This is a genomic window from Chitinophaga niastensis (assembly GCF_003014755.1).
Taxonomy (GTDB): domain Bacteria; phylum Bacteroidota; class Bacteroidia; order Chitinophagales; family Chitinophagaceae; genus Chitinophaga; species Chitinophaga niastensis.
In genome coordinates this window covers 19902-37331 of record NZ_PYAW01000012.1, presented here as the reverse complement: position 1 = coordinate 37331, position 17430 = coordinate 19902, and the positions used below count along the sequence as shown (strand labels likewise).

At 43.4% G+C, this 17430-nt stretch carries 16 protein-coding genes; 12 read left to right on the top strand and 4 right to left on the bottom strand.

What is annotated here, in order from left to right; genetic code table 11:
* Positions 1–17: 17 nt before the first annotated feature.
* The 8 genes from CLV51_RS28240 (at position 18) to CLV51_RS28205 (ending at position 8934) form a co-directional block, all read left to right on the top strand.
* Positions 18–1007, top strand: coding sequence for an HlyD family secretion protein (locus tag CLV51_RS28240; protein ID WP_106531475.1), 990 nt, complete (start codon positions 18–20; stop codon positions 1005–1007).
* Complete coding sequence (locus tag CLV51_RS28235; protein ID WP_211302147.1) at positions 1004–2176, top strand: ABC transporter permease; 1173 nt, start codon at positions 1004–1006, stop codon at positions 2174–2176. Before CLV51_RS28240 ends, CLV51_RS28235 begins: the two co-directional genes overlap by 4 nt.
* Entirely contained in the window at positions 2169–3344 is a 1176-nt protein-coding gene (locus CLV51_RS28230) for an ABC transporter permease (protein ID WP_106531473.1), read from the top strand. The genes CLV51_RS28235 and CLV51_RS28230 overlap by 8 nt, the downstream gene beginning before the upstream one ends.
* Before the next feature lie 3 nt (positions 3345–3347).
* Positions 3348–4715, top strand: coding sequence for an exonuclease domain-containing protein (locus CLV51_RS28225; protein WP_106531472.1), 1368 nt, complete (start codon positions 3348–3350; stop codon positions 4713–4715).
* Between the two features lie 194 nt (positions 4716–4909).
* A complete protein-coding gene (locus CLV51_RS28220) occupies positions 4910–5839 on the top strand; it encodes a phosphoribosylaminoimidazolesuccinocarboxamide synthase (protein WP_106531471.1) in 930 nt (309 codons plus the stop codon).
* A 63-nt stretch (positions 5840–5902) separates the two neighbouring features.
* Positions 5903–6475 (top strand): DcrB-related protein, encoded by a 573-nt coding sequence (locus tag CLV51_RS28215; protein WP_106531470.1) that lies wholly within the window; start codon positions 5903–5905, stop codon positions 6473–6475.
* 64 nt (positions 6476–6539) lie between these two features.
* A complete protein-coding gene (locus tag CLV51_RS28210) occupies positions 6540–8336 on the top strand; it encodes an ABC transporter ATP-binding protein (protein WP_106531469.1) in 1797 nt (598 codons plus the stop codon).
* 157 nt (positions 8337–8493) lie between these two features.
* Positions 8494–8934 (top strand): DUF3276 family protein, encoded by a 441-nt coding sequence (locus CLV51_RS28205; RefSeq protein ID WP_106531468.1) that lies wholly within the window; start codon positions 8494–8496, stop codon positions 8932–8934.
* Between the two features lie 392 nt (positions 8935–9326).
* On the opposite strand, the gene pgi is transcribed toward CLV51_RS28205, so the two are convergent.
* The gene (pgi, locus tag CLV51_RS28200; protein ID WP_106531467.1) at positions 9327–10976 is read right to left on the bottom strand and encodes a glucose-6-phosphate isomerase; all 1650 of its coding nucleotides are present in this window, start codon (positions 10974–10976) and stop codon (positions 9327–9329) included.
* A gap of 45 nt (positions 10977–11021) precedes the next feature.
* A complete protein-coding gene (locus tag CLV51_RS28195; RefSeq protein WP_106531466.1) occupies positions 11022–11825 on the bottom strand; it encodes a lantibiotic ABC transporter permease in 804 nt (267 codons plus the stop codon).
* Between the two features lie 161 nt (positions 11826–11986).
* Between CLV51_RS28195 and prfB the strand changes: the two genes are divergently transcribed.
* From prfB to CLV51_RS28180, 3 genes are all read left to right on the top strand, one after another.
* A protein-coding gene (gene prfB, locus CLV51_RS28190) for a peptide chain release factor 2 (RefSeq protein ID WP_106531465.1) occupies positions 11987–13082 on the top strand; the annotation gives its coding sequence in 2 pieces (ribosomal slippage) (positions 11987–12046 and positions 12048–13082; 1095 coding nt in all).
* 175 nt (positions 13083–13257) lie between these two features.
* A complete protein-coding gene (pruA, locus tag CLV51_RS28185; RefSeq protein WP_106531464.1) occupies positions 13258–14889 on the top strand; it encodes an L-glutamate gamma-semialdehyde dehydrogenase in 1632 nt (543 codons plus the stop codon).
* An 89-nt stretch (positions 14890–14978) separates the two neighbouring features.
* A complete protein-coding gene (locus tag CLV51_RS28180) occupies positions 14979–15350 on the top strand; it encodes a hypothetical protein (RefSeq protein ID WP_106531463.1) in 372 nt (123 codons plus the stop codon).
* A 109-nt stretch (positions 15351–15459) separates the two neighbouring features.
* Here the strand turns inward: CLV51_RS28180 and CLV51_RS28175 are convergent, their stop codons facing one another.
* Both CLV51_RS28175 and CLV51_RS28170 read right to left on the bottom strand, forming a co-directional pair.
* The gene (locus CLV51_RS28175) at positions 15460–15978 is read right to left on the bottom strand and encodes a peroxiredoxin (protein ID WP_245898994.1); all 519 of its coding nucleotides are present in this window, start codon (positions 15976–15978) and stop codon (positions 15460–15462) included.
* An 83-nt stretch (positions 15979–16061) separates the two neighbouring features.
* On the bottom strand, positions 16062–16697 hold the full coding sequence (locus CLV51_RS28170) for an outer membrane beta-barrel protein (protein ID WP_106531461.1): 636 nt from the start codon (positions 16695–16697) through the stop codon (positions 16062–16064).
* Positions 16698–16855: 158 nt separating this feature from the next.
* On the opposite strand from CLV51_RS28170, the gene pyrR reads away from it, so the two are divergent.
* A complete protein-coding gene (gene pyrR / locus CLV51_RS28165; RefSeq protein WP_106531460.1) occupies positions 16856–17386 on the top strand; it encodes a bifunctional pyr operon transcriptional regulator/uracil phosphoribosyltransferase PyrR in 531 nt (176 codons plus the stop codon).
* Positions 17387–17430: the final 44 nt, after the last annotated feature.

Here is a 17430-nt window from a genome sequence, read left to right as displayed (position 1 = left end):
GTAAACAGATATATTACATGAGAGCTGTATTTAAAAATTATTGGGCACTACTGATTCCCATTGCCGTATTAATTATTGCACTGATTTTCTTTGTGAAGAAACCAGCTGCTGCCGATAATTCGCTAATAGGGATGGTAGATGCTGATTATGTGGATGTAGCAGCTGAATTCCCCGGCCGCCTGGATAGCTTGCTGGTGCACCAGGGAGATACGGTGAAGAAAGGACAACTGTTAGGCATACTCCGTTCCACAGAGATCAACGCTATTAAAAATCAGGCACAGGCAGCCATAGACGCCGCCAAAGGGCAACTAACGCTATTGCAGAAAGGAGCCCGGCCGGAAGCTATCAAAGCGGCGGATAACCTCTATAACATCACGCAGCAGCAGTATGAGCTGATGCAGAAAACCTATCAGCGCATGCAGAACCTCTTCAACGATGAGGTGATATCCGGACAGGAAAAAGACCTGGTATATTTTAAACTGCAGGCGGCTAAAAAAGAAATGGAAACGGCCAAACTCAATATGGATATGTTGCAGCAGGGGAGTCGACCTGAATTAATAACCACCGCTTCGGCCATCGTGCGGCAGGCAGAACAAGGATATGAACTCACCAAAGCTTTATCTGACAATACTTACATCCATGCACCATCAGATGGAATTATTACTTCTATGGTGATAGAAGAAGGCGAAATAGTGGCCATCGGCTATCCGTTGATGACCGTACAGAAGCCTGCTACCTATCATATAACCTTTAACATCCGGCAGGATGAAATGCAGCACCTGCCTATGGGTACCCGTATGCAGATGCGTGTACCGGGCTGTGAACCGCAGGACTTTGAAGCAGAAGTATCCAAAGTATCACCTTCCCTTACATTCGCCAACTGGGTGCCGGTAAAGGAGCAGGGGAAATTTGAACTGCGTACGTTCACTGTTGATCTGAAACCCGTAAATCAAGCTGCCATAAAGGGTCTTCGCCCGGGTATGACGGCTTCCATGAAAATGCCATGATGCTGCGCGCTATTTTTAAAATCACGATAAGAGAATGGAAGCGCATTTTCTCGCTTCCGGAACATTACCTGGTAATGCTGGTATTGCCGCCACTGTTATGCTTTTTGTACGCATACATTTACAACGGACAATTTGTGAAAGACCAACCAGTGGCCATTTGGGATGAAGCGCATTCACCTTTATCCCGGAAGTTCACTTTTATGCTGCAGGAAACAGAAAGCATCAACATTACACAACAGGTAAACAACGAAGCAGCGCTGGAGAAAATGATACAGGATGGTACTGTGGCTGCAGCTATCCATTTTCCTGCCCGCATGGATGATCATATCAAAAGCAGGCAACCCGTTTATATTACGGTGTATACAAATACCGCCTCCGTAGTTACGGCTAAACTGATCTATAAAGATGCCGCCAAAGTATTGCTCACGGCTGGCTCCGGGGTAATCCTGCAAAAACTGGTGAAAACAGGTATGCCCACCGGAAAAGCCATGGCATTGGTGCAGCCCATAAAATTGAGTACTTATTTTTTATATAATCCCCGCTATAGTTATCAGCAATACCTGGTACCGGGGCTGATAGCGGTTGCCCTGCAAATGATGATGATCATGGTAACGGTGCTGGTGCTGAATATGGAAGTAAAAAAAGGCACCATAGGAGCATTAAATATCCTGGCCAACGGTTCGGCTTCCAATATTCTTATTGGTAAAACATTGGCGCATCTCAGTATAGCCTGGATCAACTATATCATGGTCACCTTTATTTTATTTCCTTTGATGGCCGCCGGACAAATAGGTGGTTCCTGGGGATTGTTCGTCATATTTACCTTGCTGATGCTGGCTTGTATCAGCGTAGGCATGACGGTATCTGCTATTGTAGATGATGTGATGGTGGCCTGTGATCTGGGCCTGTTTTATACTTCGCCGGCTTTCGTATTCAGCGGATACACTTTTCCCCGCTGGGGTATTCCGTGGTACGACCAATACTACGCCTGGATTATGCCCAGCACACCTTTCCTGGATGCCTTTTTTAAAGTGTATTTTATGCAGCTGCCGTTAAGTTATGTGTATAAGGAAATGGGGCAGCTATTACTTTTTGTTATTATCACTTTTCCGCTGGCGATCCTGTTCCTTCAGCGCAAATTGAATAAACTCAGATTGCAGCATGTTTGATTCCTTTCGTCATATTATTCGTTTGTTCCTGCGGGAGGCTAAGATGGTAGCGCATGACCACAGTTTATTGCTCACACTCCTGATTGCGCCTTTGTTATATGCTTTTTTCTATGGTAGTTTATATAGTTATAAGGTAGAAGAAAAAGTAAAGCTGGCAGTGGCAGATGATGATAAAAGTGAGTTGTCGCGCGCTTTTTTGCAGCAACTCAATAAAATGCAGATTGCAGATGTGGTGGGTGCTGTAAACTTATCCGACGCACAGGAAAAAATGTATCGCGGCGATTGCCAGGGATATCTCTACATTCCCGATGGCGTGCAGAAAAAAGTGCTCGCGCTGCAACAGGGAGATATCGTATTGGCTGTTAATGCAGCGCGATTCCTGCCTTCCAGTGAACTGGCGGGAGCCGTCACCAAACTGGCGATGACGGTAGGAGCAGGGGTACGTTTAAAATATAATGAAATGCAGGGCCTCAACACAGCCATGGCTATGCAGGAAACCCAGCCGGTGAATTTAGACTACCGGCCATTATATAATACCAGGTCCAGCTATGGTGCTTTTCTTTTACCGGGGCTGCTGGCGCTGATCCTGCAGCAAACGATGCTCCTTGGCCTGGCAGGAAGTGTGGCATTGGATAAACAACGGCGCCATATTCCTGAACTGGTGCGCACTGGCGGCGGGAGTTTGTCTACCGCCTTATGGGGGAAGGGGCTTTTTTATATGATCCTTTTCTTCTGTTATGCCTGTTTCTTTATGACGGTGAATTACGCAACACTGGACATTCCTTTCCGGGGACGTGTATTTGATGTGGCCGTTGCATTTATACTGTTCTTTTTTACGCTGATACCACTGGGCGTGTGGTTGGGGAGTTTGTTCAACAGTCAGTTGCTGGCAGCTCAGCTCCTGGCTTTTTCTACTTACCCGATTTTCCTGGTCAGCGGATACGCGTGGCCATACGAATCTTTGCCGGTGCCTATGCAGTGGTTGTCGTCTATGGTGCCTACCACACCGTTCCTTCATATTTATCAGTCCATTGTGCAGTCCGGCGCCACCTTGCAGCAAAATGTGCCATCCATGCTGCATTTGCTGGCATTATGGGCTTTTTACGTACTATTGGCGTTATTGTCATTAAGACGTTTGAATAAGCAACAACAAGCCTTATCTTTGTAACGGATGTATGCGATCGTAGATATTGAAACAACAGGCGGCCATGCCGGCGCCAATGGCATTACAGAAATTGCCATTTTTTTATATGATGGGAAAGAAATCACCCGGCATTACCAAACCCTGGTCAACCCCGGTATACCCATTCCTTATTACATAGAATCCTTAACAGGCATTAGCAACAGCATGGTGGCAGATGCACCGCCGTTTGAGGCGGTAGCTCCGCTGATCTATGACCTGCTGCGTGATAGGATCTTTGTAGCGCATAATGTGAACTTTGATTACTCGTTTATCAAACACCAGCTGGGCAATGCGGGTTACGACCTGCAATCTAAAAAGCTGTGTACAGTAAGGTTAGGACGCAAAATTTTCCCGGGATTAAAATCTTATAGCCTGGGTAATTTTTGCAGGCATCATAATATTGTTGTCAACGGCCGCCACCGCGCTGCCGGCGATGCGGAAGCCACTGTACGCCTTTTCAGCCTGATGTTGGAAAATGATAAGGATAAGGTGATCGCCGCAGCACTGAAAGCCGGTTCCAAGGAACAGTTCCTGCCACCAAATCTGCCACCGGAACAGGTAAAGACCCTCCCGGACATTCCAGGCGTGTACTATTTTCATAATGAAAAAGGGAAAGTAGTATATGTAGGCAAAGCCAAAGATCTCAAAAAGCGTATCAATAGCCACTTTACAGGCAACAGTACCAGTCGGCAGCGACAAAATTTTTTACGTACCATTCACAGCATCACCTACCAGGAAACTGCTACGGAGCTAATGGCCTGCATCCTGGAATCAGTGGAGATCAAGCGCCTGTGGCCTGTTTATAACTATTCGCAGAAGCGGGTGGAATTCCGCTACGGCTTCTACCTGTTTGAGGACCAGCAAGGCTACCTGCGGCTGGCCATCGAAAAAAGAAGAAAACATACACATCCCGTTCACAGCTTCAATCTGCTGATTGACGGGCACCGGTTGTTACGCGCACTCATCAGGGAGTTTGAGCTATGTCCTAAATTGTGTTTTCTACAAAAAGGGAATGGTACCTGTGCTGGTATCACCGCAGCCACCTGCAAAGGCGCCTGTGAAAAAACAGAAAGCGCTGAAAGCTACAACCCACGGGTAAAAGCGGCGATTGCATTTTTACAGGAACAGCAGCCTTCCGTGATCATCGTGGATAAGGGCCGCCACAGCGGAGAAAAAAGCTGTATCCTTATGGAGAGAGGCCGCTTTTATGGCATGGGCTATATCCCCGCACAAGTGCCTACAGAAGAAGTGGCGCATTTCCGGGAATACCTCACCCCGTACCCTGAAAATGAAGTGATCATCAGTTTGTTGCGGCCTTACGCCAGTAACCGCCAGCAGCTGTTATCTCCGGCATAATCATCTCCGGAAAAAAGTAAAAACAAAAAATCAGCATAATCATTCCAATCAGTCTAATTCGGGTAAAGACAAAGGCCGAAGGCCTTCTCAACAAAAAAAAAATCTGCACAATCGCAAAAAATCATCTTAATCATAGTTACTTTTGCACCTCGTAACAGTGATTTCAATCTTTAATTATTAATATTTTTTTATTCATGTTAGAGTCAAATATCAAATTGCCAGGTCAAACTGCTTTTTACAAAGGGAAAGTACGCGACGTATACACCATCGAAGATAAACTGATGGTAATGGTAGTGAGTGATCGTATCTCCGCGTTCGACGTAGTTTTACCGCGTCCTATTCCTTACAAGGGACAGGTGTTGAATCAGGTAGCAGCTATTATGCTGGAAGCTACCAGGGATATTGTACCTAACTGGGTAAAATCTATTCCCCTGCCAAACGTAACCATTGGCTTGAAATGCGAAACTTTTGCGGTGGAAATGGTGGTGCGTGGTAACCTTACCGGCCATGCCTGGAGAACCTACAAAAGTGGTGAACGCGTACTGTGCGGCGTAACTATGCCGGAAGACATGAAAGAAAATGATTTCTTTCCTACTCCCATCATTACACCTACTACCAAAGCACACGAGGGTCACGATGAAGATATCTCCCGTGAAGAGATCATTGCACAGGGCATTGTGAGCAAAGAAGATTACGAACAACTGGAAAAATATACCCTTGCTTTATTTGAAAGAGGGAAGGAAATGGCAGCAAAACGCGGCCTGATCCTGGTAGATACCAAATATGAATTCGGAAAAATTGGTGATACCATTTACGTAATTGATGAAATCCATACACCGGATTCTTCCCGTTATTTTTATGCAGAAGGGTATGAAGAAAACCAGCAGGCAGGCAAACAACAAAAGCAACTGAGCAAGGAGTTTGTACGCGAATGGTTGATGGCGAACGGTTTCCAGGGTAAAGATGGTCAACAGGTACCAGCAATGACAGACGAGTTTGTTAACAGCGTAAGCGAGCGTTATATTGAACTGTTTGAAAATATCACCGGTCAGCAATTTGTGAAAGAAGATGTAGCGACTGCGGATGCAGTATCCAGAATAGCCGCTGCACTCAAAGGTTTATAATTATTAATATTATATCCGCCCCACACCTTGCGGGGCGGATATTCCCTTTTATGTGTGTGTGCTATGAAATTACAATTTATCTCTGCAGTAGTTTGTTTGTTACTCTTCTCTGCCTGTAATAATCAAAAATCCCCCAAGGAATTAAGTACAAATGAAATGCTGGAACTGGCCGGAAAATCACCGGGCATGAATGCCGGTAACGGCACCTTCTCTATAAAAACACCCGAAGGCTGGACGAAGAAAGATACGGTGATGAGCAGGATTGAATACACCTTCATGATGGCACCAAAGCTGGAAGGTAGCCCGTTTCAGGCCAATGTTAATATCGTTACCCAACAGCTGAAGGAAGGATTTACCCTGGAAAAATATATGGAAAGTACCCGGAAGGAAATGGAAAGTTTCTTTAGCAACTATCAGCAACTGGGAGACGGAGAACGAATGGTTACTGATGTAAAAGCACAATGGATGAAATGCCAGTACAAACACCGGGAATCAGGATTAATGCTGAATGCACAAGTAACGATCCTGGTGAAAAATAATATTACCTACGGCATTACGTTAACCACGCTGCATAATGAACTGGACAAATATAGTCCGGCACTGGAGGTAATCCTGAATTCCTTTACTACCAAATAGTTTGTTTAACAGTAATCAATTCACAAGCATTAATACCCTATTTTTGTTTGTAAATTGATTACAGTTGAAACATCTTTTCGCGCTCAATAAATATTTCCTGAAAAATAAATGGCGACTGATCCTTGGGTTGTTATTTACCGCCATTTCTATTGTCTTCAGCGTTTTCCAGCCTATTATGGTGCGTCAGATCTTTGATCTGCTGTCGCACAACATTGATGAGTACAGACTGCTAAGTGATACCCCGCTGAAAGGTGCTTTCCGCGCGGATTTTACGCATGTACTGGCATTTTATGGCGTGAGCATTCTGCTCTTTGCTTTGCTCAGTGGTTTCTTCCTTTTTTTACAAAGACAAACGCTCATCGTGATGAGTCGTCATATTGAGTATGATCTGAAGAATGAAGTTTATCAGCATTACCAGCAACTTGACCTGAATTTTTTTAAAATGCACCGCACAGGTGATCTGATGAGCCGTATTACGGAAGACGTATCACGTGTACGCATGTACGTAGGACCGGCTATTATGTATGCTTCCCGTACTTTGTTTCTCATTGTGGTGATTGTATACCTGATGTTGCAGGTAAATCCGTTATTGACACTGTATACATTATCACCGCTACCCTTGCTGGCGCTCACTATTTATTTTGTAAACAGGATCATTCACCGTAAAAGTGAGCGGATACAGGCGCAGTTATCGAACATTACCTCTATTGCCCAGGAGTCCTATTCCGGTATCAGGGTGATTAAATCTTATGTACAGGAAGATGCCAGTGCAAAACATTTTGAGGAAGCAAGCGAAGCTTATAAGATCAGTTCTGTCAGCCTGGCAAAAACCGATGCCCTGTTTCAACCTACCATGGCGCTGATGATCGGATTGAGTGTGATATTAACCATCTTTATCGGGGGCATCCAGGTAATAGCAGGAAATATTACCGTAGGTAACCTGGCGGAGTTTGTTATTTATGTAAACATGCTCATGTTTCCCTTCTTTTCTATTGGCATGGTGGCTTCTATGATCCAGCGCGCTGCGGCCTCACAGCAACGTATAAACGAATTTTTGCAGATTGAGCCAACTATCAGGGATGAGCCCACTGCTAAAACAGTAGACATACAGGGTGGCATCCGTTTACAAAACGTAACATTCACCTATCCGCATACCGGCATCACCGCTATCAATAACTTTAATCTGCATATAGCACCCGGGCAAAAGGTAGCCGTTATAGGCAGAACCGGTTCCGGCAAGAGCACGCTTGCACAACTGCTTATCCGTATGTACGACCCGCAGGAAGGTAAAGTGATGCTGGACGGGCATGATATCCGCTACCTGCAGCTGGCAAATCTCCGTGGACAAATCAGTTATGTACCGCAGGATGTGTTCCTTTTCTCAGACAGCGTAGCCAATAACATCCGTTTTGGAGATCCGTCTGCCAGTTTACAAATGGTACAAACCGCTGCCAGACAGGCTTCTGTAGAAAAAGATATCCTCGGATTCAGTGAAGGATTTGATACAGAGATAGGAGAGCGGGGTGTTACCCTCAGTGGTGGCCAGAAACAACGTATCTCTATTGCACGTGCCCTCATCAAAAATCCGGATATCCTCATCTTTGATGATTGTTTATCTGCCGTAGATGCACGTACCGAAAAAGAGATCATTGGTAACCTGTACGCCTATTTGAAAAATAAAACGGCCATTATTATCACACATCGTATATTTTCCCTGTTTGCGTTCGATAAGATCATTGTTTTAGACGAAGGAAAGATTGTAGAAGAAGGTACGCATGATGATTTATTATCATTGAATGGCTACTATTCTGAACTATACGCCCGACAGCAATCCGGTGAGGACGAAAGTGTAACTAAATAACAATCATGTTCTTGCATATGCCCTGCTGCAGCCCGTTGCACGCGGCTTTTATGATTTTTCAAAATCATTTAAAAATATTTTGATATTTGTAAAACAATAGTATATTTGTTCCTTATTGTAACAGGATTTGATTCGTTAACACTTAAATCTATCAACTGTGGCGTACGAAAACAACAATCAACAGGAAAGAAACAATGATAGCATCTTTTCTAAACGATTGAAAGCGGGCAAAAGAAGAACGTACTTCTTTGATGTAAAGACCACTCGGGGAAACGACTACTTTCTAACCATTACTGAAAGTAAGAAACGTTTTAATGACAACGGTTATGACAGGCACAAAGTATTCCTGTACAAGGAAGACTTTAACAAGTTCCTGAATGCACTAACCGAAACCATCAATTATGTGAAAACAGAATTGATGCCCGATTTTGATTTTGATGCCTACAACCATGATTATGTGCAGGAAGAACAGGACGAAACAGAAGCAGATGGATCTGAAGTGAGTACTTCGGTAGAAGCTGTAGAAGTAGCAGTACCTGTTGAGGCGTCGGTAGTCGCCCCGGCAGCACATAGCTCTGATGAAGTAGACAAATGGTAATATTTTTTACTCAAAATAATTGATAAACCCCCGGATTTTTCCGGGGGTTTTTTTGTGTTTGTCTTTCCCGGGATTAGGCTGATTATACTGATTGCCCTGATTTTATTTTTTTGATTTTGAAAGATGTAAAAAGATTAGCGAAGATTGTCTGAACCAGGATTTTTAGGATTGAATGGATTACCCTGATGGGTGTTATGTTGTTTTATCCGGAAGAGATTCCAGAATATCTCCGCTTTAATCTTCGGCATCCATCAGGGTAATCCATTCAATCCTAAAAATCCTGGTTCAGACAATCTTCGCTTTGATCTTCGCTAATCTTTTTAAATCGTTTCAAAATCAAAAAAATAAAATCATGGTAATCAGTATAATCAGCCTAATCCTGGGAAAGAAAATTATTTCATTTTCTTCCAGGCATTAATCAGTCCATTAGTGCTGGCATCATGATTCAGTACTACTTCATTATTCTCCAGCTCAGGCAATATTTTACTGGCTAATTGTTTACCAAGTTCTACACCCCATTGATCAAAGCTGTAGATATTCCAGATAACACCCTGCACAAATATCTTGTGTTCGTATAGGGCTATCAGTGAGCCCAGGGAACGCGGCGTTATTTTCTTCAACAGGAAGGAGTTGGTAGGACGGTTGCCGCTGAATACTTTAGATGGTAATATTTTGGCTATTTCTGTTGCGGGTGTATTGGCTTTTTCCAGCTCTGCACGTACTTCTGCTTCGGTTTTTCCGTTCATCAATGCTTCTGTTTGTGCAAAGAAATTGGACAGCAGTTTTACATGATGATCACCAATAGGATTATGACTGATAGCCGGTGCAATAAAATCGCAGGGGATCAGGCGGGTACCCTGATGGATCAGCTGATAGAATGCGTGCTGGCCGTTGGTACCAGGTTCTCCCCATACAATAGGACCGGTTTCGTAACTAACGGGCTTGCCTGTACGATCAGCAGATTTACCATTGCTTTCCATATTACCTTGCTGGAAGTAAGCTGCAAAACGATGCATGTATTGATCGTAAGGAAGAATGGCTTCAGTGGCACTGCCAAAGAAGTTGCCATACCACAGGCCAATCAATGCCATCGTTGCCGGAATGTTTTTTTCCAGTGGTGTATTGGAGAAGTGGTTATCTGCTGCATGCGCACCATCCAGCAATGCTGTAAAGTTGTCGTAGCCAATGGTGAGCGCAATAGATAAGCCGATAGCAGACCATAAAGAGTAACGGCCACCTACCCAATCCCAGAATTCAAACATGTTTTTGGGATCAATACCAAAAGCAGTTACTGCTTTTTCGTTGGTAGATAATGCCGCAAAATGTTTAGCTACAAATTGCTCTTCTTTAGCATGTTCCAGGAACCAGTTACGGGCAGTATGCGCGTTGGTCATGGTTTCCTGGGTAGTAAAGGTTTTGGAAGCAATGAGGAACAGTGTTTCGTCCGGCGTTATTTTTTTCAGTGTTTCTGCAATGTGGGTGCCATCTACATTGGAAACAAAATAAGTTTGTATGTTGGGTTTCCAGTAAGGTTTCAATGCTTCTGTAACCATTACAGGGCCAAGGTCTGAGCCGCCAATGCCGATGTTTACAATATAACGTATAGGCTTGCCCGTATAACCTTTCCATTCTCCGGAATGTATCTGATTACAGATATGATCCATTTTGTTGAGCACCGCTTTTACATCGGGCATCACATCACGGCCATCGAGCATTACAGGTTTATTGGAAGTATTGCGTAAAGCAGTATGCAGCACCGCACGGTTCTCCGTTACATTGATCTTTTCAGCACTGAACATTGCCTTGATAGCATCCGGTACGCCGCATTCGGCTGCCAGGCTCAATAACAGGTTGAGCGTATCTGCTGTAATAATGTTCTTGGAATAGTCGAAGAGGATGTCTTCAAATTGCAGGGAGAACTCGCCGAAACGTTCTTTATTTTCCATAAACAAGGCACGCATGTGTACCTTTTTCATTTCTTCGGCGTGTTTTTGCAATGACTGCCACGATTTAGTAGTGGTAGGATTAGTAGATGGAAACATAGTCGTGTATATATTAAATGCCCGCCAAAAATAATCTTTTAGAATTTATGATTTCTGTTTCCTGTATAATTGCCAGGAAATTGTTACGGCAATAACACCAATAGCAATAATGCAGGAGTGTATAATAGCATTCTCCTCCAGCACATCCGCTGCTTTTCTTTTAATCAGGATACCATAAAAAGCCCATACACTAACAAGCGCAAACGTGATATTGTTGCGCAGGAGTATCATGCCAACACTCAGCAGGGTACTAATGCCTACCATGAGAATAGTGTAGATGATCTGTGTGTGTATACTGGCTTTCCAGCCGGCATATACCAGGAGTGTGGCGATATTGGCGATGGTGGTAATACTGATCCAGCCAAGATAAAGACTAAAAGGAAAGTTGATGAATATTTTCTCCGGAAGGGTAGCAGGTGTAGTGGCAATTCCAAAATTAATATGAATAGCCAGTAGTGATAAGAGCAAAATGAACATAATAGCAACACTCAGCGGTATCAGGTCGTAATGCCAGGCAAAAAGCCAGCAGGCATTGGCAACAGATGAAATAAGAAACCAGTCTTTCATGCGCAGCATGAAGTTGGCCAGTATACCAGGTGCTTTATTGGAAAAAGCGAGCCATAACTGGTAAATAATAAATGCCAGCAAAGCAAGATAGATAATCGTCCAGATAGAAAATGTAATACGGGCAGGAGCAAAGAGGTGAGGGTATTCTTCAGAGATCTCATTCGTTTTTTTGCCATTGATAGGAAGTAAAAAAGACAGTGCATTAGCCACTATCATGATGATGTAAGCGAGTGCATTAAAGACAGATCTGTTCTTGTAGTGGAGGGTTTCATGGCGGACCATAATAAATAGACACTTTTTATAATGTTACTGACATGGTTACCAGCTTGTTCAGCAAAAATTATGCTAAAAGGGTTATTGTAACAAGGCAGTAACAATGCCCGGTACTTTTTCCCGCTGATTGCATTAGCAGATATCTATATTTTTACATACATTTGCCAGCTATGACAGCTGAGCAACTTAAAGCTATGAGGGACCGTTTATACGTCCTGGGAGGTTTTCTTTAACGTCCCTGACCGATTAGCCAAAATAGAAAACGACAAACAACTAAGCCTGGCCCCCGGATTTTGGGATGATAATGCCAGAGCCACTTCGATTCTGAAGGAAATTAAGGTAAACAAATATTGGGTTGACCTTTACGATCATGTAAATGCTGCTATTGATGATAGTAGTGTACTGAACGACTTTTTCAAAGAAGGAGAAGCTTCCGAGGAAGATGTAGAACAGGCATATAGTGCTGCTGTAGTAGCATTGGATGAACTGGAATTCAAATCTACATTAAACCAGCCGGAAGATGAAATGCCCGCAGTGCTGACAATCAACTCAGGTGCAGGCGGCACAGAAAGCCAGGATTGGGCTGAAATGCTGCTGCGTATGTACAGGATGTATGGCGAAAAGCAAGGCTGGAAAGTATCTGAACTGGATACACAGTATGGTGATGGTGCTGGTATTAAACAAGCGACACTGGAATTTGATGGCGACTTTGCTTATGGTCATCTCAAAGCAGAAAGTGGTGTACACCGTTTGGTGCGCATATCACCTTTTGATTCCAATGCACGCAGACATACTTCATTCGCCTCCGTATATGTATATCCGTTAGTAGATAATACAATTGAGATAGCAGTGAACCCTGCAGACCTGGTATGGGAATTTTACCGTTCAGGTGGTAAGGGCGGACAGAACGTAAACAAGGTGGAAACAGCCGTACGTTTGAAACACACGCCATCCGGTATTATTATCGAATGTCAGCAGGCACGTACACAGGGAGAGAACCGTGAAAAGGCGCTCACCATGTTGAAATCGCGCTTGTATGAGGAAGAAATCCGCAAACGGGAAGAACTGAAAAATGCAGCCAACGCCAACAAACGCAAGATCGAATGGGGATCACAGATCAGGTCGTACGTATTCCATCCGTACAAAATGATCAAAGATCACCGGACTGATTTTGAAGTGGGTAACGTAGGACCTGTAATGGATGGTGATCTGAACGGTTTCGTGAAAGCTTACCTCATGATGCAGAAGGAAGAGGACAATAATTAATAACTATCGACTAATAATCATTAAGCGGGTCGGTTTTATAACCATTAATTTTGCAGCGGAAACGGTTTCCCGCAAAGGAAATTCAGGGAATCTTCGCTATAAAATATTCTTTGCGGCTTTGTTTCTTTGCACCTTCGCGGGAAACCCAATGGCAAAATATTAAAATCTGGTTACAATGAATACAGGATATTTTGAATACGCAGCGCCTGCTAATGAGCCTGTGTTGAACTATGCACCCGGTTCTGCAGAGAGAGCAGCTTTGAAAAAACAATTAGCCGCATTTAAAGCAGAAGTAGCTGATATACCCATGTATATTGGAGGTAAAGAGATCCGCACCGGTAAAACTGTTGATCTGCGCCCGCCACATGAAATCAAACATAAATTAGGTCATTTCCATATGGGTGAAGCGTCTCACGTGAAATCAGCTATAGCAGCCGCTTTAGCAGCACGTGAAAAATGGGCGAACATGGAGTGGGAACAACGTGCAGGTATCTTCCTCCGCGCTGCTGAACTCCTCGCCACTAAATACCGCTATCACATCAACGCGGCTACTATGCTGGGTCAGAGTAAAAACCCTTACCAGGCAGAAATAGACAGCGCTTGTGAACTGATCGACTTCCTCCGCTATAATGTTCACTTCCTGAGTGAAATCTACCGCCAGCAGCCAGCCAGTGCTCCGGGCATCCATAACAGAACAGAATATCGTCCATTGGAAGGTTTTGTACTCGCTGTAACACCGTTTAACTTTACTGCAATTGCCGGTAACCTGCCCACATCTGCAGCTATGTGCGGTAATGTGGTAGTATGGAAACCAGCCAATACGCAAGTGTTTGCTGCTAATACGATCATGAAAGTGCTGATAGAAGCAGGCTTACCTGATGGTGTTATCAACCTCGTTTATGCAGGTGGTCCGTTGATTGGTGAAATCTGCTTCGCAGATCCTCATTTCGCAGGTATTCACTTTACCGGTTCTACCGGCGTATTCCAGACCATGTGGAAGACAATCGGCGAAAATATCAGCAAATACAAATCATATCCGCGTATCGTAGGTGAAACCGGTGGTAAAGATTTTGTACTCGTACATAAATCTGCCGATGTAGCTATTGCGGTTACTGCACTGGCCCGTGGTGCTTTCGAATACCAGGGACAAAAATGTTCTGCTGCTTCCCGCGCATACATACCAAGCAATCTTGCTGAAGAAATAAAATCAAAACTGGTTGCTGAACTGAAAACCATGAAAATGGGTACCACAGAAGATTTCAGCAACTTCATCAACGCAGTAATCGATGAGCGCTCTTTTGATAAGATCGCAACTTACATCGATAATGCAAAGAAAGATCCTACCGTAAAAATCATTGCCGGTGGTAACTACAGTAAGACGGAAGGTTACTTTATTGAACCTACCGTTATTGAAGCTACTGATCCTAAGTACGTAACTATGTGCGAAGAGATCTTTGGACCGGTACTGACGATCCACACTTACGATGCAGAGAAATTTGAGGAGATCATGGTAACAGTGGATACCACTTCTGAATACGCGTTAACCGGTGCTATCATTGCACAGGACCGTTATGCAGTGGAACTGGCAACGAAGAAACTGGTGAACAGCGCCGGTAACTTCTACATCAATGATAAGCCAACCGGTGCAGTTGTAGGTCAACAGCCATTTGGCGGTGCCCGTGCTTCCGGTACCAACGATAAAGCAGGTTCTATGCTGAACCTCTACCGCTGGTTAAGCGCCAGAAGCATCAAAGAAACTTTTGTACCGGCTACTGACTACAAGTATCCGTTTTTGAAAGAAGCTTAGTAAATGTTCATGATTTATATAAAGGCGATGGGTATATATCCATCGCCTTTTTTGTAACTTCGTTTTTTCATTTTGGAACTCACGCACCTATGCAGGCAGATATCATCAAAACATACTTCTCAGAATATCATAAACAACGCAGGGTAGCAGACCTGGAACAACGGCTAATAGCCGACGGCACTCCGTTGCCAGAAGCCAGCATAGTGGCAGTGAAAGAATTTGATGGGTACTTTGCTAAACAAATGAGAACAAAAGGCATCAAAGCTGCCATTTTTTTAGTGGTAGCATTGTGGTTGCTATACAAAGTGGTTACTTTAGCCAACCAGGAAGGAAGTTTTTTGCAGGTGTCGTTTTCCCTTGCGTTGGTAGCCTTTGCACTCGTAAGCGGCCTTTTATGGGGCATACAATTATTTGCTTTGAAAGAAGAAATAACTTCTTTTAAAGATCTGAGAGGATTATAAACTGGGCTATTTATAAAATTATTGCTTAAGATTTTCACCACTTTATTTTACGCTTTTTGTATAACAACAGGCACGATCCACCCGTAAAACAAAAAGAGGAAAAAATAATTTACTGCATCTTTTTTAACGCAGCCAGCGACTCTGTTACATGCTTCTCACCATCACGCAGTGAATTAAATTCATGCACTACCACTCCGTTTTTATCTACGATATAAGTTACGCGACCCGGTATCACAAACGTTTTGGGCACACCAAATAATTTGCGCACTTCATTCTTTGGATCACTGAGTAAGGTGAAAGGAAGCTTGTGATGCGTTGCAAAATGTTTATGAGAGGCTACGTTATCTGAACTGATACCAATTACCAGGGCACCGTATTTTTGGAAATCCTGGAAGGAATCACGGAAGGAACAAGCTTCTCTGGTACATACATTGGTTTCATCTTTCGGATAAAAATAAATCACCAGCGGTTGCTTGCCTAATACACGGGTAATATCAAAAGTTTTTCCGTCCTGATCCTGTAAAGAAAAAGCAGGTATTTTATCTCCGGTTTTTATTTGTGATTGAGAAGAAAATCCCAGGAGTTGAAAGAAAGCTGTCATAGCGATAATTATCTTTAACGTTTTCATATTTGTGCTTTGCTACAGCTAAAGTACGAAGAGAAAGGGAGCCCTGCTATATTCAGATAAAAAATATAACAGAGCCCGCTTCATTAAAATCTAAACATAAATCCAAACTGTATACTATTCAGGCCAAACCCGGATGTAATACCGGCGGTAGTAGCGGTTATCTTACTTTTCTCGTCTTCGGGTTTACTGACAGTATGCTGAATGCTGAATAATGAGCCCAAACTAGCTAGCACGGCTACTCTTGGCCTAAAGTTAAACATCAGACCAGGGGTGTAGTATACACCGAAGGAGTTGTTTTTATAAGTAATGGAGTAGTTGGGGTTTTCGTATGTTGTTGTTGTTTTGCCGAAACCCGCCGTAATGCCCGCCTCGCTGTAAACAGACACCTTACTGTTCCATAATGGTTGCTCAAATCGTACAAACGGACCAAAGCTTGCACCTGAGCTCTTGGCCGGGTTCTGATTGATACTACGGCCGGTTTTTACATAGTTATAGGCTACTGTAACACCAATTGAAAATTTTTCATTCAGATATCTGCCATAAGAAGGCGCCACAGAGAACATCGTGTTTTTTTGATCGGAAAAAACACCCTCCTGATGATTCTTTGAGGAGTTATAACTAATTCCGCCGCTGATAAAATTCTTTTTTTGTTGGGCGTTTACTTGGCTGGCAGACATAGCAATGGCCAGCATTAGTACAGGTAATATAAGTTTTTTCATTTCTTGTGGGTTATTAAAAGATGATAATATTGTGCTATATAGTAATATTTTTTTATAGAGATAAAAGAAATATTCTGTTACTTATCCAGCTATTTTATCACTTTCGACTTTTTATCTGAAGCATTAATCATTATTTTTGGCCCCTAAAACGTTGTGTTTTGAAAACGATACTAAACGACAGGCAAATGGCTATTACGATAGACAGGCTTTGTCACCAGTTGATAGAAAACCATTTACAGTTTGAGCAAACCGTGCTGATTGGATTACAGCCCAGGGGAATTTATCTATCTGGCAGGATCCATCAGACCTTGCTGAAACTGTTGCCAGGCGCACATATTGATTATGGTAAACTGGACATCACCTTCTATCGCGATGATTTCAATCAAAGCAAAACACTGCACGTGCCCAATGAAACCAGCATTAATTTTTCTATAGAAAATAAAAAGGTGGTGTTGATAGACGATGTACTGTATACGGGTCGTACCATTCGCTCGGCACTCGATGCTATGCTGGATTTTGGCCGGCCTGCCTCTGTGGAGCTGCTAACCTTGATAGACCGACGTTTCAGCCGACAGTTACCCATTCAGCCGGACTATACCGGGCGCACCATTGATGCCTTTATTTCCCAGAAAGTAAGGGTGTTATGGAACGAGAGAGATGGTAAAGACGAAGTAATTCTGATAGACTAAAATGAATCCGGATTTCAGAATTCAGATTTCACCCTTTATATTTG